14 protein-coding genes are annotated in these 19,147 nt (G+C 70.0%); 7 read left to right on the plus strand and 7 right to left on the minus strand.

The window, feature by feature from the left end; genetic code table 11:
* Positions 1-84 precede the first annotated feature (84 nt).
* Positions 85-2,601 (plus strand): DNA topoisomerase III, encoded by a 2,517-nt coding sequence (locus ACE3OU_RS09910; protein ID WP_374241398.1) that lies wholly within the window; start codon positions 85-87, stop codon positions 2,599-2,601.
* 65 nt (positions 2,602-2,666) lie between these two features.
* On the opposite strand, the gene ACE3OU_RS09915 is transcribed toward ACE3OU_RS09910, so the two are convergent.
* Complete coding sequence (locus ACE3OU_RS09915; protein ID WP_374241399.1) at positions 2,667-3,524, minus strand: HDOD domain-containing protein; 858 nt, start codon at positions 3,522-3,524, stop codon at positions 2,667-2,669.
* A 115-nt stretch (positions 3,525-3,639) separates the two neighbouring features.
* On the opposite strand from ACE3OU_RS09915, the gene ACE3OU_RS09920 reads away from it, so the two are divergent.
* From ACE3OU_RS09920 to ACE3OU_RS09945, 6 genes are all read left to right on the plus strand, one after another.
* Entirely contained in the window at positions 3,640-4,134 is a 495-nt protein-coding gene (locus ACE3OU_RS09920) for a hypothetical protein (RefSeq protein ID WP_374241400.1), read from the plus strand.
* A 79-nt stretch (positions 4,135-4,213) separates the two neighbouring features.
* Complete coding sequence (locus ACE3OU_RS09925) at positions 4,214-6,214, plus strand: DUF1631 family protein (protein WP_374241401.1); 2,001 nt, start codon at positions 4,214-4,216, stop codon at positions 6,212-6,214.
* A gap of 78 nt (positions 6,215-6,292) precedes the next feature.
* Positions 6,293-11,872: an excinuclease ABC subunit UvrA gene (uvrA, locus tag ACE3OU_RS09930; RefSeq protein ID WP_374241402.1), complete on the plus strand. Its 5,580-nt coding sequence runs from the start codon at positions 6,293-6,295 to the stop codon at positions 11,870-11,872.
* Positions 11,873-11,945: 73 nt separating this feature from the next.
* Entirely contained in the window at positions 11,946-12,971 is a 1,026-nt protein-coding gene (locus ACE3OU_RS09935) for a phospholipase A (RefSeq protein ID WP_374241403.1), read from the plus strand.
* A gap of 246 nt (positions 12,972-13,217) precedes the next feature.
* Complete coding sequence (locus ACE3OU_RS09940; protein ID WP_374241404.1) at positions 13,218-13,961, plus strand: phosphate/phosphite/phosphonate ABC transporter substrate-binding protein; 744 nt, start codon at positions 13,218-13,220, stop codon at positions 13,959-13,961.
* 72 nt (positions 13,962-14,033) lie between these two features.
* Positions 14,034-14,585 (plus strand): M48 family metallopeptidase, encoded by a 552-nt coding sequence (locus ACE3OU_RS09945; RefSeq protein WP_374241405.1) that lies wholly within the window; start codon positions 14,034-14,036, stop codon positions 14,583-14,585.
* A gap of 61 nt (positions 14,586-14,646) precedes the next feature.
* On the opposite strand, the gene rng is transcribed toward ACE3OU_RS09945, so the two are convergent.
* The 6 genes from rng to ACE3OU_RS09975 form a co-directional block, all read right to left on the minus strand.
* Entirely contained in the window at positions 14,647-16,101 is a 1,455-nt protein-coding gene (gene rng, locus ACE3OU_RS09950; RefSeq protein ID WP_374241406.1) for a ribonuclease G, read from the minus strand.
* A gap of 141 nt (positions 16,102-16,242) precedes the next feature.
* Positions 16,243-16,845, minus strand: a complete 603-nt coding sequence (locus ACE3OU_RS09955; protein WP_374241407.1) for a nucleoside triphosphate pyrophosphatase — start codon at positions 16,843-16,845, stop codon at positions 16,243-16,245.
* A gap of 17 nt (positions 16,846-16,862) precedes the next feature.
* Positions 16,863-17,333 (minus strand): 23S rRNA (pseudouridine(1915)-N(3))-methyltransferase RlmH, encoded by a 471-nt coding sequence (gene rlmH / locus ACE3OU_RS09960; protein WP_374241408.1) that lies wholly within the window; start codon positions 17,331-17,333, stop codon positions 16,863-16,865.
* Between the two features lie 28 nt (positions 17,334-17,361).
* Entirely contained in the window at positions 17,362-17,730 is a 369-nt protein-coding gene (gene rsfS, locus ACE3OU_RS09965; protein ID WP_374241409.1) for a ribosome silencing factor, read from the minus strand.
* A gap of 4 nt (positions 17,731-17,734) precedes the next feature.
* Positions 17,735-18,391: a nicotinate-nucleotide adenylyltransferase gene (gene nadD / locus ACE3OU_RS09970; protein ID WP_374241410.1), complete on the minus strand. Its 657-nt coding sequence runs from the start codon at positions 18,389-18,391 to the stop codon at positions 17,735-17,737.
* Positions 18,378-19,145 carry a BPSS1780 family membrane protein gene (locus ACE3OU_RS09975; protein WP_374241411.1) on the minus strand — a complete coding sequence of 256 codons (768 nt, stop codon included), beginning with the start codon at positions 19,143-19,145 and terminating at the stop codon, positions 18,378-18,380. Before ACE3OU_RS09975 ends, nadD begins: the two co-directional genes overlap by 14 nt.
* Positions 19,146-19,147: the final 2 nt, after the last annotated feature.

Consider the following 19,147-nt stretch of genomic DNA (forward strand, 5'->3'; position numbering starts at 1 on the left):
CCGCTTGCAAGCCCGGCGCAGCCTTTCGTATGATGCGCCGCTCCCCCATAACCAGAGTCAGGCGTCTTCGGTCGCACCACGGGCATGAGCAAGCAACTGATCATCGCTGAGAAACCTTCGGTTGCGGCGGATATCGCCCGCGCCATCGGTGGCTTCACCAAAGAGAAAGACTACTTCGAGTCGGAGCACTACGTGCTGTCGTCGGCGGTCGGGCATCTGCTCGAGCTCACCGTGCCGGCCGAGTTCGAGGTCAAGCGCGGCAAGTGGTCGTTTGCGCACCTGCCGGTGATTCCGCCGCATTTCGCGCTCAACCCCATCGAGAAGACCGAGGACCGCCTCAAGCTCCTCACCCGCCTCATCAAGCGCAAGGACGTCACCGGCCTGATCAACGCCTGTGACGCGGGCCGCGAGGGCGAGCTGATCTTCAGCTTCATCGTGCAGCACTCGGGCACCAGCAAGCCCGTGCAGCGCCTGTGGCTGCAGTCGATGACCGCCACGGCGATCCGCGACGGCTTCTCCCAGCTGCGGGCCGCCTCGGAGGTCGAGGGCCTGCGCGAGGCCGCGGTGTGCCGCGCCGAGAGCGACTGGCTGATCGGCATCAACGGCACCCGGGCGATGACCGCCTTCAACTCCAAGACCGGCGGCTTCCACCTCACCACCGTCGGTCGGGTGCAGACGCCCACGCTGGCCATCGTCGTCGAGCGCGAGGAGAAGATCCGCGCCTTCAAGCCCACCGACTACTGGGAGCTCGAGGCCAGCTTCGGCTGCCAGGCCGGCGCCTACGCGGGCCGCTGGTTCGACGAAGGCTTCAAAAAGCCCGAGGAAGGCGCGCCGCTGGCGGAACACGCCACCGCCTTCCGGCTGTGGGACAAGGCACGCGCCGAGGCCATCAAGGCCAAGTGCGAGGGCAAGCCGGGCAGCGTCGAGGAAGAGTCCAAGCCGTCCACCCAGCTCTCGCCGCTGCTCTTCGACCTCACCTCGCTGCAGCGCGAGGCCAACGGCCGCTTCGGCTTCTCGGCCCGCACCACCCTGCAGCTGGCCCAGGCCCTCTACGAAAAGCACAAGGTCCTCACCTATCCGCGTACCGACGCCCGCGCGCTCCCCGAAGACTACGTGGGCCAGGTCAAGGGCATCCTCGGCGGCCTGCCGGACACCTACGCCCCGTTTGCCAACGAGATCGTCAAGCACGGCTGGGCGAAGCCCAACAAGCGCATCTTCAACAACGCCAAGATCTCCGACCACTTCGCGATCATCCCCACCGGCACGGCGCCCAAGAGCCTGTCCGAGGCCGAGGCCAAGATCTACGACCTGGTCACCCGGCGCTTCCTGGCGGTGTTCTACCCGGCGGCCGAATATCGCGTCACCACCCGCATCACCCGGGTCGAGGGCGAGGCCTTCAAGACCGAGGGCAAGATCCTCGTCAATCCGGGCTGGCTGGCGGTGTATGGCAAGTCCGCGGCGGTCAGCGAGGATGACGGCGGTGCGCCGCAGCTGGTGGCCGTCGAGCCCGGCGAGACGGTGAGCACCGACGAGATCCTGCTGAAGGCGCTGGTCACCAAGCCGCCTGCACGCTTCAACGAAGCCACGCTGCTGTCGGCCATGGAAGGCGCCGGCAAGATGGTCGACGACGAGGAGCTGCGCGCCGCGATGGCCGGCCGCGGCCTCGGCACCCCGGCCACCCGTGCCCAGATCATCGAGAACCTGATCGGCGAGACCTACATGCTGCGCGACGGCAAGGAGCTGATCCCGACCGCCAAGGCCTTCTCGCTGATCACCCTGCTGCGCGGCCTCGGCACCAACGAACTCACCTCGCCCGAACTCACCGGCGAATGGGAGCACAAGCTCGCCCAGATGGAGCGCGGCGCCCTGTCCCGCGCCGAGTTCATGGAGCACATCCAGGCGATGACCCGCGACATCGTCGAGCGGGCCAAGCGCTACGAGTCCGACACCGTGCCCGGCGATTTCGCGACCCTCGCCACGCCCTGCCCCAAGTGCGGCGGCGTCGTGAAGGAGAACTACAAGAAGTTCGCCTGCCAGAGCTGCGACTGGAGCGCCTGGAAGATCGTCGCCGGCCGCCAGTTCGAGATCGAGGAGATCGAGGCGCTGCTGTCCACTGGCCGGGTCGGGCCGCTGCTCGGCTTCCGCAACAAGATGGGGCGCCTGTTCAACGCCGAGATCCGCCTCAACGACGACAAGCAGCCCGAGTTCGACTTCGGCCAGCCCAAGGAAGACGAGAGCGCCGAGCCGGTCGATTTTTCCGACCAGCAGCCCCTCGGCGCCTGCCCCAAGTGCGCGTCGCGGGTCTTCGAGCAGGGCCTGTCCTACGTCTGCGAGAAATCCGTCGGGCCGGGCAAGTCCTGCGACTTCCGCTCCGGCAAGATCATCCTGCAGCAACCCATCGAGCGGGAGCAGATGCACAAGCTCCTCGAGACCGGCAAGACCGACCTGCTGCGCGGCTTCGTCTCCAGCCGCACCAAGCGCAAGTTCTCGGCCTTCCTGGTGCGCGGCGACGACGGCAAGGTCGGCTTCGAGTTCGAGAAGAAGGAGCCCAAGGCGCCCGCCGCCAAGAAGCCCGCCACCCGCAAGAAGGCGGCCGAGTAAGCGCCGCTTGCGTCAGGCATAAAAAAGCCCGCCTTCTCCGGCGGGCTTTTTTCATCTCGGGGGCGTCAGGCGATGGCGGTGATGATGGTCTCGCGGAAGTCGTCGATGTCGGCGTCGGAGGTGCCGAGGAAGATCCGGGCGTCTTCGAGGGCGCGTTCATTCACGATGTCGGCGTCCTCGACGAACTCGCTCAGCACGTGCTCGGAGATCAGCGTGACGGCGATCAGCGCCAGGGCGCCGGCCGGGAGCTCCTTCTCGGGCAGGATGTAAACTTCCGGATCATGGTGGTAGCGGATCGCGGCGGCGATCTTGGCCGGCAGCCCCCAGTTGCGGGCCAGCAGCCAGCCCACCACCGCGTGGTCGCAGCGGAAGCGCTGCTGTTCCTGGGCCAGCAGCGTCGCGCCGCGGTCCTGGGAGGCGGCATAGACGTCGGCGTATTCGGGAAAGTTCGACAGCATCACCGGGATCGCCGCATCGTGGAAGAGGGCGTAGGTGTAGGCGCTCTCGGGCGGGATGCCGACGTGCCTGCGCGCCAGCACGCCGGCGGCCAGGGCCAGGGTGGAGGCGCGCGACCAGAACCTCTCCATCAGCGGCGTCGGCGGATGCTCCGAGGCATTGCGCAGGGCCGCTGCGATCACCACGTTGAGGATGTTGCCGATACCCAGCCGGCTCACCGCCTGCTGTACGCTGCGCACCGGCGCGGTGCTGCCGAAGATCGGCGAGTTGGCCAGCTTCACCGCCATCGCCGACAGGCCCACGTCGGACGACAGGATGCGGGTCAGGACCTTGAGGGAGGGCTCTTCGCGCTGGGCTTCGAACATCACCTCGGAGACGATGGCCGGGCAGGCCGGAATGCGGATGCTGGCGAGGACGCCCTCGAGTTCCGCCTGGGAGGGCGCTTGGTGTAAGGTGTCTGTGTTCATGGTGTAGGAGGGCTGCAATGCTGGGCTCGGGGCTCTCTCAATGGGTCGGTTCATCCGGATGCTCGCGCCGGGGCTCGTCTGCCTGCGCCTTCACCGGGGGCAATGGAGGGGCTCCATGACGAAGGACTCTCGCCCCCTGGTGCTGGTCGCCGGCCTGGTTCTTGCGGCATCTCAGGCGTATCTCATATACCTCGTTGATGATTTACGGCCGAATATTCTGGTTCTTCAGTTAACTTTCGATGCCAATGGCTATTGGGGAATCCTCGGGCAGTGGGGCGAGGCCGGGCGGGAGGCGTACCGCGGGCACTTCGGCTACGACACCCTGCACGCCCTGATCTACGCTGTCTTCGGCTACCTGCTGGCGACCCGCGGCGGGGTGTTCGCCGCCGCCGAGGCGCGGCTCGGGCGCCGGGCGGCGTGGATGCTGCCGGTGGCGGCGCTGCTCGACCTGCTCGAGAACCATTTGCAGCTCCAGCTGCTGGCCGGGCCCTCCGGCGCGCAGGTGGCGGCGATCCCCCTGTCTGCCCTGTGCTCGGCGGCCAAGTGGGCGCTGGTGCTGGCGTTTGCGCTGTGGATGGGGTGGCGCCTGTCGGCTAAATTGGTGCGATGAGGGCGTGCGTCACGGCCGAGCCCCGGGTGGCTTGTGTATAACTGTTTCAAGATAAACCGGACTCCCGCGCCCCCAACCCATGACCCAGCAGTCCCGATCCGGCGGCTCGCCTGCCGAGCGGGCCGAGGCCCTCCTGACCCGCTGCCGGGGCCGCTTCCTGAAAGCGCTCCGCGAAGCGGCGGAGGAGGTCATCCATCACCCCGACTGGCTGGACGCCCTCACCCGGGCTGCCGGCGAGTGCTTCGACGAGCTCGCCAGCGCGCGTCCGGGGCAGGTCTTCGACGACTCCCGCGGCCTCACCGCGTCGCGGATGAATCTGGTCCAGGACAACGAGACCGACTACTCGATCGGCCTGATCAACCTCGATCAGCGCCTGCACGACTACTGCGGCCGCGACCTGGCGGCCCTCCACATGCGCATGCGCATGCAGCTGATGGGCACGCCGATGGTGCTGCAGGACGAATCCCCCCTCGGCACCGAGAGCGTCTGCCGCGCCCTGCGGGGTCTCAAGGAGGTCGAGCGGCTCAGCGCCACCGAGGCCCTGCGGCTCGCCCAGCAGCTCGAGGAGCCCCTGCGCCGTCATCTTTCCGGTTTCTATCGCAGCTTCGAGCACGAGCTGGCCAACGAGAGCCTCGGCTCCCGCGTGCGTGGCCGTCCCCAGCACGTGGACCCCGAGCCCGAGCCGGAGGAGGCGAACGCGGCCGACGGCAGGCCGGGGCGGGCCGGCCTCGCCATCCAGCCGGTGGATGCGCTGCGCCTGTCGGTGCTGGCCCGCCACGAGGACAACCCGTCCCAGCCCCCCAGCAACCTCGACCCGGGGCTGGCCTCGGCGCTGATCGAGCGCATCGAGGCCTGGCTGGGGGAACGCCAGCAATACGGCGCCGGTGTTCCGGTGGCGCTGGGGGCGAGCGAGCTGGGCGCGCTGCTCAGCCCGGTCAAGGCGGCCGCCGTCGAGGTCATCGAGACGATCTGCAACTACGCCCTGGACGCGCCCCGGCTGCCGGCGGCATTCCGCTCCCTCATCGCCCGGCTGCGGGTGCCGCTGCTGCGCCTGGCGCTGCGCAGCGAGACCCTGCTCGCGCCGGAGCGCCACGCGGCGCTGCGGCTGGTGGACCAGATCGCCAACCTGGGGCGCACCCTGGCGCCCGACTGCTCGCCGGAGCTGCCCGTCTGCCGGGGGCTGCTCGCCATCGTCAACACCCTCGTCCACGCGCCGCGGATCTCCGACAAGGAGTTCGAGGCGGCCCTCGGGGCGGTGGAAGAGCTGGTCACCAGCCGCCAGCGGACCGCCCTGGCCCGCGCCGCGGCGTTCAAGGACGAGGTCGAGCGCATGGAGCGCCGCGACGTGGCGCTGCAGCACGCCTGCCGCGCCCTCTATCTGGTGATCGGCCACGCCAAGCCCAGCCCGGTGCGCAACTTCCTCGAGAACTACTGGGTACATGTGATCGCCAAGGTGGCCTACCGCCACGGCTCCGACAGCGTCGAGTGGGCGACCCGCCTGCACACCGCCAACCGGCTGCTGGCTTCCGTGGACGACAGCCAGGGCGCACGCAGCCTGAAGCGGCGCATCGCCGACATCCCCTACCTGATCGAGGAGCTCAAGGAGGGCCTGGCCTGGGTCGGCCTCACCGAGAGCCGGATCTGGGACGCCCTCGCGCCCTGCATGGCCTTGCACGCCAACCTCATCGCCGGCAAGCCGGCTCCCGAGTTCGTGCCGCGCCGCTCATCCTGCCGGCCGACCCTGGGCCGCCGCGCCGAGAAGAACGGCCTGCGGGTGCTCAAGCACAAGCAGTATGTCCCCGGCGAACTCCCGCTGCCGCCGGCCTGGGCGGCCCTCGAGGTCGGCGACCCGGTCTCGGTGGCCCTGCCCGACGACAGCGTGATGCGCGGCTTCGTGGCCCTGTTCGCGCCGCAGCGCCAGGCCATCCTGATCGCCGACGGCGACCAGAACCTCCAGCTGTCGATCACCGCCCGGGCCCTGTCCCAGCAGGTCGAGCTGCCCGAGTCGCAGCTGTTCCGGGCGGCCTCCCTCGTCGACGAGGCGGCCAGCAACCGGCTCCTCCAGCCCGGGCCCGCCTGAGCGGGTTTTGCGGCGGGCGCAGCCAGCCGGCTGCGGGCGCTCTACAATGCGGTCCGCCCGCATTTTTCGCCTGCTGCCATGTGCTCCGACCCTGCCTGCCCCGCTCCCCACGCCGCCGGCGCTGACGACGCTGCCGCCATCCGCATCCGCGGCGCCCGCCAGAACAACCTCAAGAACCTGTCCCTCGACATCCCCCACCACGAGCTGGTGGTGGTGACCGGCGTGTCCGGCTCGGGCAAGAGCTCGCTGGTGTTCGACACCCTCTATGCCGAGGGCCAGCGCCGCTACGTCGAGACCTTCTCGCCCTACGCACGGCAGTTCCTCGACCGCATGGACAAGCCCCAGGTGGATCGCATCGAGGGCGTGCCGCCGGCGATCGCCATCGACCAGACCAACCCGGTGCGCACCTCCCGCTCGACGGTGGGGACGATGACCGAGCTGGCCGACCACTTCAAGCTGCTCTACGCCCGGGCCGCGCGCCTGCACTGCCGCGGCTGCGGCCAGCCGGTGCAGCGCGACACGCCGGCCACGGTGTTCGCCGACCTGTCGGCCCGCGCCGCGGCGGCCGGCGACCCGCGCCTGGTGGTCAGCTTCCCGGTCACGGTGCCGGCCAGCTTCAGCGAGGACGAGATCACCGAGCTGCTGGCCCGCCAGGGCTACACCCGCATCCACGCCCGCGACGGCAGCCTGCTGCACGTGGTGCAGGACCGCTTCCGCCTCGCCGGCGCCGAGCACGCCCGGGTGATGGAGGCCCTCGAGACCGCCTTCGCCGCCGGCCACGGCCGCCTCACCGTGCACGCGCTGGGCGAGGGTGGCGAGACCCGCTGGAAGTTCAGCACCGGCCTGCACTGCGCCGACTGCGACATCGCCTACGCCGAGCCGACGCCCAGCCTGTTCTCCTTCAACTCGCCGGTGGGCGCCTGCGACACCTGCCGCGGCTTCGGGCGGGTGATCGGCGTCGATTTCGGGCTGGTCATTCCCGACGAATCGAAGACCCTCGCCGAAGGCGCGGTGAAGCCCTGGCAGAGCCCCAGCTTCAAGGAGTGCCAGGACGACCTCGCCCGGATGGCCAAAAAGTACGGCGTGGCGATGGACATCCCCTTCCGCGACCTCCCCGCCGAGCACCGCCGCTGGGTGCTCGAAGGCGACGACAAGTGGAAGAACTGGGATTCCAGCTGGCCGCGCCACTGGTACGGCGTGCGCCACTTCTTCGACTGGCTGGAGACCAAGGCCTACAAGATGCACATCCGGGTGCTGCTGTCGCGCTACCGCAGCTACACCGAATGCCCGGCCTGCCACGGCGCCCGCCTCAAGCCGGATGCGCTGCTGTGGCGTCTCCAGCGCCGGGCTGAGGAAGGCGTGGGGGCGGCGGATCGTCAGCGTACCGCTGCGGCGCCGGGCCTCCTCGCCGGATCCCTCGCGATCCACCAGCTTCTCGCGCTGCCCATCGACGAGGTCGGGCCCTTCGTCGCCGCGCTGGCGCTGCCCGCACCGCTGGACGAGGCCACCGAGCTGCTGCTCGGCGAGATCCGCGGCCGCCTGCGCTACCTGCAGGACGTGGGCCTCGGCTATCTCACGCTGGATCGTCAGTCGCGCACCCTGTCGGGCGGCGAGGTGCAGCGCATCAACCTCACCACCGCGCTGGGGACCTCGCTGGTGAACACCCTGTTCGTGCTCGACGAGCCGTCCATCGGCCTGCACCCGCGGGACATCGGGCGCATCCTCGGGGTGATGGAGCGCCTGCGTGACGCCGGCAACTCGCTGGTCGTCGTCGAGCACGACCCGCAGCTGATGCTCGCCGCCGACCGCCTGCTCGACATCGGCCCCGGCCCCGGCGAGCGCGGCGGCGAGATCGTCGCCTACGGCGTGCCCACCGCCATCGCCAACGACCCCGCCTCCCTCACCGGCGCCTACCTCGCCGGCCGCAAGCGCGTCGACACCCGCCGCCAGCCGCGCCCGGTGACCGAGGGCGACGCACGCCTCACCCTCACCGGCGCCCGCCAGCACAACCTGCAGGGCGTCGATCTGGCGATCCCGCTGCGGCGGCTGGTGGGCATCACCGGCGTGTCCGGCTCGGGCAAATCCACGCTGATCCAGGATGTGCTGTTCCCGGCGCTGGCCAAGCACTTCGGCCAGCCGGCCGAGCCGCCCGGCGCCTTCGACGGGCTGGCCGGCCTGGACCACATCAAGGGCGTGGTGATGGTGGACCAGTCGCCCATCGGCAAGAGCGCCCGCTCCAACCCGGTGAGCTACGTGGGCGCCTGGGACGCCATCCGCAAGCTCTTCGCCAACCTCGACGAGGCCAAGGAGCGCGGCTACACGCCGGGCACCTTCAGCTTCAACTCCGGCACCGGGCGCTGCCCCACCTGCACCGGCTCGGGCTTCGAGCACGTCGAGATGCAGTTTTTGTCGGATGTGTATCTGCGCTGCCCGGACTGCGACGGCAAGCGCTACCGGCCGGATATCCTGGCCCTTCAATGGCGCGGCAGGAGCGTGGCCGACGTGCTCGAGATGACCGTCTCCGAAGCCATCGCCTTCTTTGCCGATCAAAAGGCCGTGCTCGCCGCGCTGGCACCGCTGGCCGACGTCGGCCTCGAATACCTGCGCCTCGGCCAGCCGGTGCCCACCCTGTCGGGCGGCGAGGCCCAGCGCCTCAAGCTCGCCGGCTACCTCGCCGAGGCCGCCCAGCTGGCCGGCAAGAAGGCGAAGAAGGGCGCCACCGGTGATGAGCCCGGCCTGCTTTTCCTGTTCGACGAGCCCACTACCGGCCTGCACTTCGAGGACGTCGCCACGCTGCTGTCGGCCTTCGAGAAGCTGCTGGATGCCGGCCACTCGCTGGTCGTCATCGAGCACAACCTCGACGTGATCGCCGCCGCCGACTGGCTGGTGGACCTGGGCCCCGAGGGCGGCAGCGGCGGCGGGATGATCGTCGCCGAAGGCACGCCGGCCCAGCTCGTCGCCACCCCGGCCTCCCACACCGGGCGGGCCCTGGCCGACTACGCCGCCCAGCTCGCCGCGCTGCAGGCGGCGCCGGTGGTGGCCGAGCCGCCGGTGCGCTACCGCGCCGTGCCCGACCCGGCGATCACCATCCGCCACGCCCGCCACCACAACCTGCAGAACGTCAGCCTCAGCATCCCCCGCGACCGGTTCACGGTGATCACCGGCCTGTCCGGCTCGGGCAAATCCACGCTGGCCTTCGACATCGTGTTCGGCGAGGGCCAGCGCCGCTACCTGGAGTCCCTCAACGCCTACGCCCGCCAGTTCGCCCAGCCCTCGGCGCGGCCGGACGTGGACGCCATCTTCGGCATCCCGCCCACCGTCGCCATCGAGCAGCGGGTCAGCCGCGGCGGGCGCAAGAGCACGGTGGGCACCCTCACCGAGATCCAGCCCTTCCTGCGCCTGCTCTACGTGAAGCTCGGCACCCAGTACTGCCCCGACTGCGACGTGCCCGTCACGCCCCAGAGCTTCGAGGCCATCGTCGCCCAGATCATGCGCGAAGCGGCCGGCCAGTCAGTGGAGCTGCTGGCACCGCTGGTGGTGAACCGCAAGGGCCTGTACACCGACCTCGCCAAGTGGGCCCGCGGCAAGGGCTTCGAGCAGTTGCGGGTGGATGGCGACTACCTGCCCACCAAAAAATGGCCGCGCCTCGACCGCTACAAGGAGCACAACATCGAGCTGCCGGTGGGCCAGGTGCAGGTCGGCCCCGCCACGGAGGCCGCCCTGCGCGAGCAGGTGCAGGCCGCGCTGGAGCACGGCAAGGGCGTGCTCAAGGTGAATCGCCTCGACGCGCCCGGCACGCCGCTGCTCACCCTGTCCACCCTGCGGGCCTGCCCCGACTGCGGCACCAGCTTCCCCGAGCCCGACCCGCGGCTGTTCTCCTACAACGCCAAGCACGGCTGGTGTCCGGACTGCTACGGCACCGGCCTCAAGATCGCCGGCCGCGTCGACAACCCCGACGACCTCGACCTCGGCGAACTCGACACCGAGACCGACGAGGCCTGCCCCAGTTGCCACGGCGCCCGCCTCAACCCGGTGGCCCGCGCGGTGCGCTTCCGCGACCTCGGCCTGCATGAGCTGGCGTCGCTGGCGGTGGGCAAGGTGTCCGGCTTCTTCGCGGGCCTGCAACTGGCCCGCCGCGAGGCCGAGATCGGCCGCGACCTGGTCGCCGAGATCCGCGGCCGGCTCGACTTTCTGCAGCAGGTCGGCCTCGGCTACCTGGCCCTCGACCGCGCCGCGCCCACCCTGTCCGGCGGCGAGGCCCAGCGCATCCGGCTGGCGGCCCAGCTGGGCTCCAACCTCACCGGGGTGTGCTACATCCTCGACGAGCCCACCATCGGCCTACACCCGCGGGACAACCAGCTGCTGCTCGACACCCTCGAGGCCCTGCGCGGCCGCGGCAACACCCTGCTGGTGGTGGAGCACGACGAGGACACCATCCGCCGCGCCGACCACGTCATCGACCTCGGCCCCGGCGCCGGGGTGCGCGGCGGCCGGGTGGTGGCCGAGGGACGTCTGGCCGACCTGATGGCGGCCCCCGAGTCGGCCACCGGGCGCTGCCTGCTGGCGCCGCTGCAGCACCCGCTGGCCCCGCGCCGGCCGGTGGCCGAAGACCATCCGGCCCTGGTGGTCGAGGGCGCCACGCTGCACAACCTGAAGAACGTCAGCGCCCGCGTGCCGCTGGGCCGCCTGACGGTGGTCACCGGCGTCTCCGGCTCGGGCAAGTCCACCTTCGCCCGCGACGTGCTGCACGCCAGCCTGGCCGCGGAAGCGCCGGTGGGCTGTACCCGCCTCGCCGGGCGCGAGCTGATCGGCCGCCTGCTGGAGGTGGACCAGACCCCCATCGGCAAGACCCCGCGCTCCTGCCCGGCCACCTACATCGGCTTCTGGGACGCCATCCGCAAGCTGTTCGCCGACACCAACGAGGCGAAGATCCGCGGCTGGACGGCCTCACGCTTCTCCTTCAACACCGGCGCCGGGCGCTGCCCGGTGTGCGAGGGCCAGGGCCAGATCACCGTCGAGATGAACTTCCTGCCCGACGTGAAGCTGCCCTGCGAGGCCTGCGGCGGCGCCCGCTTCAACCCCGAGACCCTGGCCGTGCGCTGGAAGGGCAAGAGCGTCGCCGAGGTGCTGAACATGGCCGTCGAGGACGCGGTGGATTTCTTCTCTGCCCACCCGTCCATCGCCCATCCGCTCAAGCTGCTGCAGGACGTGGGCCTCGGCTACCTCACCCTTGGCCAGCCCAGCCCGACGCTGTCGGGCGGCGAAGCCCAGCGCATCAAGCTGGTCTCCGAGCTGGCCAAGGTGCGCGGCCGGGCCGGCGAATCGCCCAGCGGCCCGGGCCGCCCGCTGCCCCCCGAGAAGCACACCCTCTACGTGCTCGACGAGCCCACCGTCGGCCTCCACATGGCCGACGTGGAGAAGCTGATCCACGTGCTGCACCGCCTTGCCGCGGCCGGCCACACGGTGCTGGTCATCGAGCACGACCTCGACCTGATGGCCGAGGCCGACTGGATCATCGACCTCGGCCCGGAAGGGGGCGACGGCGGCGGCGAGATCGTCGCGGAGGGGCCGCCGGAGGCGGTGGTGCAGCAGGTTCGCTCCCACACCGGGCGCATCCTCGGCGAGTTCCTGGCCGCCCGGCGCCCGCCCGCGGGCTGAACGGCGGCCCGGCTCGACAAGGCGTGGGCGGGTCGCCGATAATCCGCCGCGACGTGATTACGAGGTCATGAACATGCCATTCAGCAACACCGCCCCGGCGGGCCGGGCGCGCCCGGCCACGCTGCTGCCGTTCGCCCTCGGCCTGCTGGCCGCGGGCCCGGCCCTCGCCGGCGACCCGGCGGCCTGTGCCGCGATCGCCGACAACACCGAGCGCCTCGCCTGCTACGACGGCGCCGTCGGCCGCCCGCACCAGGAGGCCCCGCTGCCGGTCGCCGCGGCGCCGGTGCCGGCGGAGGCCTCGGCCCTCTCCCGGCGCTGGGAGCTCGACGCCGGCGACAAGCGCGGCACCTTCCTGATCACCCCCTACAAGCCCACCTACATGCTGGTCGGGCGCTGGAGCAACTCGCCCAACCGGCAGCCGGCGTCGCCCAACCCGGCCAACCAGGTCGACGACAAGCTCGACGTCAACGCCGCCGAGGCCAAATACCAGATCAGCTTCAAGACCAAGCTGTGGGAGGGCCTCGTCGGGCATCACGGCGATCTGTGGCTGGGCTACACCCAGCAGTCCAACTGGCAGGTGTACAACAAGAGCTTCTCGTCGCCCTTCCGCGAGACCGGCTACGAGCCCGAGCTGATGGCGGTGTTCCGCACCAACCTGGATGCCGGCCTGGGCTTCAAGGTGAAGATGCTCTCCGTCGGCCTCAACCACCAGTCCAACGGCCGTGGCCAGCCCCTGTCGCGCAGCTGGAATCGGCTGATGCTGCAGGGCGGCATCGAGAGGGGCGATTTCGCGCTGATGCTGCGCAGCTGGAAGCGCTTCGAGGAGACGGCCAGTAAGGACGACAACCCGGACATCAGCCGCTACCTCGGCTACGGCGACCTGCAGGCCACCTGGCGCCTCGATGCTCACGAGCTGTCCCTCAACCTGCGGCCGGGTTTTTACAGCCGGGGCTCGGCCCAGCTCGACTGGACTTTCCCCATCCACCGCAACCTGAAGGGCTACCTGCAGTTCTTCACCGGTTATGGCGAGACACTGATCGATTACAACCATCGCCAGAGCATCTTTGGGCTCGGCGTCTCACTGGTGGACTGGCTCTAGCGCTGGGTTCAGGACAAGGGGGCACGCAAACGACATCGGGGTGTGACGCATTTTGCTGCAGGGCGTGAAAATGCAATTTTGTGTGAAAATTGTTGCAGGTATCATGGCCGACCACACCCGGCCACTTCTGGTCGAGGGTGACAAACAACAATTCAACCCGTCAGAGGTGAAACCCCATGTCCCATCACGACAATCCGGCATCTCCGCCGTCTCCCTCCCTTTCCCACCGGTCAGGAGCCTGAGCGCATGGTCAGCCAATACAAGCTCAGCGTCTGCCCCCACGACACCGCCAAGAACCTGCTTGGCTGGTTCACCCTCAACACCTACCTGCAGCGCAAGCTCGGTACGGGCATCCACTTCGACCCCCAGGACAACTTCCTGGTCGAACGCAGGACGGTGCTCGAGCAGCCTCACCACGTGGTGGTGTATGCCAACCCGTACAGCGCCCTGTGCTTCTCCCGCGACAAGGGCTTCGTGCCGGTGGCCCGCCCCGTCAATGTGGTCGACGAGACCATCGTGGTGGCCCGCGCTGGCGCCGAGGTGCCGGCCGCGCCGCGCATCGCCAGCGCCACCGACAAGCTGATCATCCACAACCTCGGCCTGCAGGTGCTGGAGCGGCTGGGCATCGACGCCGCGGCGGCCGAGTTCAAGTATGTCGGCAACCACCTCAACGCCGCCAAGGCGGTGCTGCAGGGCGAGGCCGACCTGGGCTTCGTCTTCAACGAGACCTGGGCCGGCATGAACGCCACCACCCGCTCCGAGCTGCAGGTGATCGGCGAGAGCCACGACGGCCACGCCTTCCACTGCTTCATGGTGGCGCCCGAGTGGGCCGACAAGCGGGAGGCGATCCAGCAGATCCTGTGCGGCATGCACCTCGACCCGTCGGGCCAGAAGGTCCTCGACGACCTGAAGTTCAAGGGCTTCGAGCCGATCGGCGACGAGATCATCCCGGTGCTGAGCCGGCTCACCGCCAACTGCGACTGCACCTGAGCGGGCCCTGCCGCGCGGGTACGGCGGCGGGGTAGAATCCCGCCCCCGCCCCGTCCCCGTCCGGCTCCCGCGATGACCCCAGCCCACCTCAGATACCTCGCCGGCTATCCCGAGCATCTCGTCGACCAGGTGCGTGCCTGTCTTGACGACGGCAGCCTGGGCGAGCGCCTGCGCCGTCGCTACCCGGCGCCCCACGCGGTGCGCAACGACGGGGCCCTGTACGACTACGTGGGCGGGCTCAAGGCGCGTCACCTCAAGAACGCCGCGCCGCTCAACAAGGTGATCTGGGACGGCAAGCTCGCCAGCATCCACAACGCGCTGGGCACCCACACCCGGGTGGCGCGGGTGCAGGGCGGCAGGCTCAAGACCAAGCGGGAGATCCGCATCGCCAACCTGTTCCGCGCGGCGCCGCAGGAGTTCCTGCAGATGATCGTCGCCCACGAGCTGGCCCACCTGAAGGAGCCCGACCACGACAAGGCCTTCTACCAGCTGTGCTGCCGCATCGAGCCCGCCTACCACCAGCTGGAGTTCGACGTGCGGGCCTGGCTGTGCTGGGTCGAGGCGGGCGGGGCGGCGCTGTGGGGGAGCGCAGCGTCGGCACCTGCCCCGACGGAGCAGGCCTGAAGGGAGTTCCGGAGCGTCGAGCGTCCGTAAAACCGGTGGGCGCGGAGCAACGCCCTGCCGGCTACAACAGCACGATGTCGAACTGCTCCTGCCCGTAGCTGGCCTCGGGGTGCAGTGAGACGGTGCGGTCGATGAAGTCGGAGAGCATCGCCAGCGACTGCGATTCCTCCTCAAGGAACAGGTCGATCACGTTGGGGGCCGCCAGCACGCGGAACTCCCGGGCGTTGAACTGGCGGGCTTCGCGCAGGAGTTCGCGGAGGATCTCGTAGGCCACGGTGCGGGCGGTCTTCACCTCGCCGCGGCCGTTGCAGGTGGGGCAGGGCTCGCACAGCAGGTGGGCGAGGGATTCGCGGGTGCGCTTGCGGGTCATCTCGACCAGCCCCAGCGAGGTGAAGCCATTCACCGTCATCTTGGTGTGGTCGCGGGCAAGGGCCTTGCGGAACTCGTCGAGCACGGCGCTGCGGTGCTCGACGTTCTCCATGTCGATGAAGTCGACGATGATGATGCCACCCAGGTTGCGCACCCGCAGCTGGCGGGCGATGGCCTGGGCCGCCTCGAGGTTGGTCTTGAAGATGGTGTCGTCGAAGTTGCGTGCGCCGACGAAGCCGCCGGTGTTCACGTCGATGGTGGTCATCGCCTCGGTCTGGTCGATGATCAGGTAGCCGCCGGATTTGAGGTCCACCCGCCGGGCCAGCGCCTTCTCGATCTCGGCTTCGACACCGTGCAGGTCGAACAGCGGGCGCTCGCCGGTGTAGTGCTCGAGGAGCGGCGCCACCTGGGGCATGTACTCGCGGGCGAAGGCGCTGAGCTTCTGGAAGTTCTCCCGGGAGTCGGCGACGATGCGGGTGGTGTCTTCGGTGACCAGGTCGCGCAGCACCCGCTGGGCGAGGTTGAGGTCCTGGTACAGCACCGTGGGCGGCCGGGCGCCGATGGCGCGGTTCTTGATTTCGGCCCACAGCTTCTTGAGGTAGGCGATGTCGGCGGCGAGCTCCTCGTCGGTGGCGTTCTCGGCCATCGTGCGCACGATGTAGCCGCCGCTCTCGTCGGCGGGCAGCAGGCGGTGCACCCGTTCGCGCAGGGCCTCGCGCTCGGCCTCGTCGCCGATGCGCTGGGAGATCCCGATGTGCTTGTCCTGGGGCAGGAAGACCAGCATGCGGCCGGCGATGGAGATCTGGGTGGACAGCCGCGCGCCCTTGGTGCCCAGCGGGTCCTTGAGGACCTGCACCATCAGGTTCTGGCCTTCGGCGAGGATGCGCTCGATCGGGCGCGGGCCCTCGCCGGCGTGGCGGTCGCACCAGATGTCGGCCACGTGCAGGAAGGCGGTGCGCTCCAGGCCCACGTCCATGAACGCGGACTGCATGCCCGGCAGCACGCGCACCACGCGGCCGAGGTAGATGTTGCCGACGATGCCGCGGCTGGCGCTGCGCTCGACATGCACTTCCTGGACGACCCCCTGCTGCATGAGGGCGACCCGGGTCTCCTGGGGGGTGAAGTTGATCAGGTATTCGTCGGACATGGTGGCAAGGGCAAATGGTGATGGGTGAGGGCGGGCCACGGCCGGGCCTTCACCGATCGCCACTCGTGCAGAAACCCGGCCGCTCGGGCGGCCGGTGGCTGGATCTTCCTGTGGTGGGGGCCGGAGGTTTCCGGCGCTCAGTCAGAGAGAATAGCCGAATTCCCGCAGCAGGGCCGCGGTCTCGAACAGGGGCAGGCCCATGATGCCGCTGTAGCTGCCGCGGATCTCCTCGACGAACATCGCCGCGCGCCCCTGGATGCCGTAGGCGCCGGCCTTGTCGGCGGCTTCGCCGCTGGAAACGTAGTGGTGGATCTCGTCGTCGTCGAGGGTGCGGAAGAGCACCTGGCTCACCGACAGGCGCTGGGCAAAGCGGGTGCCGTCGGTGAGCACCACGGCGGTGAGCACCTGGTGGCTGCGGCCGGACAGGCGGCGCAGGATCTCCATCGCGTGGGAGGGCGTGGCCGGCTTGCCGATGATCTCGCCGTCGAGTTCGAGGGTGGTGTCGGCGGCCAGCAGCAGCTGCTGCGGCAGGCCGCGCCAGTGCATGCGCTGGATGCCGCCCTCGGCCTTGGCGCGGGCGACCCGCTGGACGTAGGTGAAGGCGTCCTCGCCGGGGAGGGCGTCCTCGTTGATGTCGTGGTCTTCCCGCCCGGGGCCGCGGAAGAGCAGGACTTCGTGGCGGACGTGGATCTGGTGCAGCAGCTCGCGCCGGCGCGGGCTGTTGGAGGCGAGGTAGATGGACATGGTGCGGGGGCGGGGGCTTACTCCCGGTGGTAGGGGTGGTTCTTGAGCACGCTCCAGGCGCGATAGACCGCCTCGGCCAGCATCACGCGGACCAGCGCGTGGGGCAGGGTCAGGCTGGAGAGGCGCAGGGTTTCGTGGGCGGTGGCCTTGAGGGCCGGGTCGAGGCCGTCGGGGCCGCCGACGATGATGGCCACGTCGTCACCGCCCTCCTGCCAGCGCTCCAGGCGCCGGGCCAGGGCCTTGCTGGTGAGGTCTTCGCCGCGTTCGTCGAGGATCAGGCGGCGGCAGCGCGGCGGCAGCACGGCTTCGATCCGCGCCGCCTCGGCGGCCATCATCGCGGCGGCGGTCTTGCCGGTGGTGCGCGGCTCGGCCTTGACCTCGACGAGCTGCAGCGGCAGCTCCCGCGGCATGCGCTTGGCGAAGTCGTCGAAGGCGGTGTCGACCCAGCCGGGCATGCGGGTGCCGACGGCGACGAGGATGAGTTTCATGGTGCGGCGGCCGCCGGGGCGGCCCGGGTCAGGCGGCGTGGGCGGCGAAGCCGCCGGGGCGATGGGCGCGGGCCGGGGCGGCGCCCCACAGCTCCTCGAGGTTGTAGTAGCTGCGCACGGCGCCCTGCATCACATGCACGACGATGCCGCCGAGGTCCACCAGCACCCACTCGCCGCCGTCTTCGCCTTCGACGCCGATTACCTCGATGCCGGCCTCGCGGGCCTTGTCGGCCACGTGGCGGGCCAGCGCGCGGGTCTGGCGGTTGGAGTCGGCGGTGGCGATGACCACCCGGTCGAACAGCGACGTGAGGCGGGTGGTGTCGATGACGCGGATGTCCTTGCCCTTGATGTCTTCGAGGGCGGAAACGACGAGGGTTTCGAGGTGCTGGATGTCCATTGAATCAGAGATAGAGTTGATGCCGGGAAATATAGTCAAGAACGGCGGGCGGGAGCAAATAGCGCAGGCTCTGCCCGGCGGCGCAGCGGGCGCGGATGTCGGTGGCGGAGATGGCCAGCGGCGTCATGTTGAACTGCACCAGGCGGCCGGCGGGCGCTTCGCCCAGGCTGGCCGGGGCGGCCTGGCGGCGGCGCGCCTGGTCGGCCAGGGCCGGCGGCAGCGCGGCGCCGTCGAGCGCATAGCCCGGCCGGTTGGCGACGGCCAGGTGGGCGAAGTCGAAGAGCTCGGTCCAGCGCCGCCAGGTGGGCAGGCCGAGGAAGGCGTCCACGCCCAGCAGCAGCACCAGCGGCCGGCGCGGGCCGAGCTCGGCGCGCAGGCGCTCGAGGGTGAGGATGGTGTAGCTGGCCTGCGCGGCCTCGACCTCGGCCGGGTCGACCTCGAAGGCCGGGTTGTCGGCGGCGGCCAGGCGGGCCATTTCCAGGCGGTGCGCGCCGGCGGCCCCGGGGGTGGCCCGGTGGGGCGGCTGGCCGGCGGGGATCAGGCGCACCCGGCCGAGGCCGAGGGCCTCGCGGGCGGTCTCGGCGAGGCGCAGGTGGCCGTAATGGATGGGGTCGAAGGTGCCGCCGAAAATCCCCAGCGGCCCGGCCTCAGGCCGCGTCATCGGGGGTGATCTTGCCGAACACGTCGACGGCGTTGGCGTAGAAGCTGGCGAACACCACCGGGATGAAGATCGCCGGCAGCGCGATGCTGGGCAGCAGGCCGAGGACGGGGGAGACGAGGTTGAGAATGCCGATCAGCATGCTGGGCAGCATCACCACCGTGAGCAGGCCGAAGCTGTAGGCCAGGAAGGCCCGCCAGTTGCGCCAGCAGGCCACGAAGCTGAAGAACATCGCCTTCGGCGCCGAGATGCGGCCCCAGCCGGCGAGCAGGGGGGCGAACCAGTAGGCCATCATCAGCGGCGTCGAGCCGAGCACGCCGATCAGCAGCGACACGGTGAGCCGCGGGTCGTCGGCGGTGGCCTCGTCGAGCTTGCGCCGGCCGAGCATCAGCTCGGCGAGGATGCCGTCGTCGGCGAGGGCGGTGAGGCCGAGCACCGCGAAGGTGCCGATCAGGTAGATGCCGCCGATCTTGACCAGCTCGGGAAAGTTCTGGCGGAAGCCCGACAGCAGGATGTCCGGCCCGGCCTTGCGCCCGTCGGCCACCGCCTTGCAGCCGTTGTAGATGCCCAGCGCGAGGGCCGGCATGATCAGCGACATCAGCACCTGGCCCACGAAGGGGATGGCGGCCACCACCAGCAGGCACAGCCAGTAGCCGAAGACGAGGAAGGTGAGCAGCGCCGGGTTGCGCTTCCACAGCCGGAAACCCTCGATGATCCATGCCCAGCCGCGCTGGGCCGGTAGGGTGTGGGCCTGCATCG

The organism is Zoogloea sp., assembly GCF_041908905.1.
Taxonomy (GTDB): domain Bacteria; phylum Pseudomonadota; class Gammaproteobacteria; order Burkholderiales; family Rhodocyclaceae; genus Zoogloea.

Excerpts from the sequence above, each read along its gene's own strand:
- rlmH (WP_374241408.1), bottom strand. The coding sequence starts at position 17,333 with ATGAAACTCATCCTCGTCGCCGTCGGCACCCGCATGCCCGGCTGGGTC.
- ACE3OU_RS09925 (WP_374241401.1), top strand. The coding sequence starts at position 4,214 with ATGACCCAGCAGTCCCGATCCGGCGGCTCGCCTGCCGAGCGGGCCGAG.
- uvrA (WP_374241402.1), top strand. The coding sequence starts at position 6,293 with ATGTGCTCCGACCCTGCCTGCCCCGCTCCCCACGCCGCCGGCGCTGAC.
- nadD (WP_374241410.1), bottom strand. The coding sequence starts at position 18,391 with ATGACGCGGCCTGAGGCCGGGCCGCTGGGGATTTTCGGCGGCACCTTC.
- ACE3OU_RS09915 (WP_374241399.1), bottom strand. The coding sequence starts at position 3,524 with ATGAACACAGACACCTTACACCAAGCGCCCTCCCAGGCGGAACTCGAG.
- ACE3OU_RS09935 (WP_374241403.1), top strand. The coding sequence starts at position 11,946 with ATGCCATTCAGCAACACCGCCCCGGCGGGCCGGGCGCGCCCGGCCACG.
- ACE3OU_RS09940 (WP_374241404.1), top strand. The coding sequence starts at position 13,218 with ATGGTCAGCCAATACAAGCTCAGCGTCTGCCCCCACGACACCGCCAAG.
- ACE3OU_RS09910 (WP_374241398.1), top strand. The coding sequence starts at position 85 with ATGAGCAAGCAACTGATCATCGCTGAGAAACCTTCGGTTGCGGCGGAT.
- ACE3OU_RS09945 (WP_374241405.1), top strand. The coding sequence starts at position 14,034 with ATGACCCCAGCCCACCTCAGATACCTCGCCGGCTATCCCGAGCATCTC.
- ACE3OU_RS09920 (WP_374241400.1), top strand. The coding sequence starts at position 3,640 with ATGACGAAGGACTCTCGCCCCCTGGTGCTGGTCGCCGGCCTGGTTCTT.
- ACE3OU_RS09975 (WP_374241411.1), bottom strand. The coding sequence starts at position 19,145 with ATGCAGGCCCACACCCTACCGGCCCAGCGCGGCTGGGCATGGATCATC.
- ACE3OU_RS09955 (WP_374241407.1), bottom strand. The coding sequence starts at position 16,845 with ATGTCCATCTACCTCGCCTCCAACAGCCCGCGCCGGCGCGAGCTGCTG.
- rng (WP_374241406.1), bottom strand. The coding sequence starts at position 16,101 with ATGTCCGACGAATACCTGATCAACTTCACCCCCCAGGAGACCCGGGTC.
- rsfS (WP_374241409.1), bottom strand. The coding sequence starts at position 17,730 with ATGGACATCCAGCACCTCGAAACCCTCGTCGTTTCCGCCCTCGAAGAC.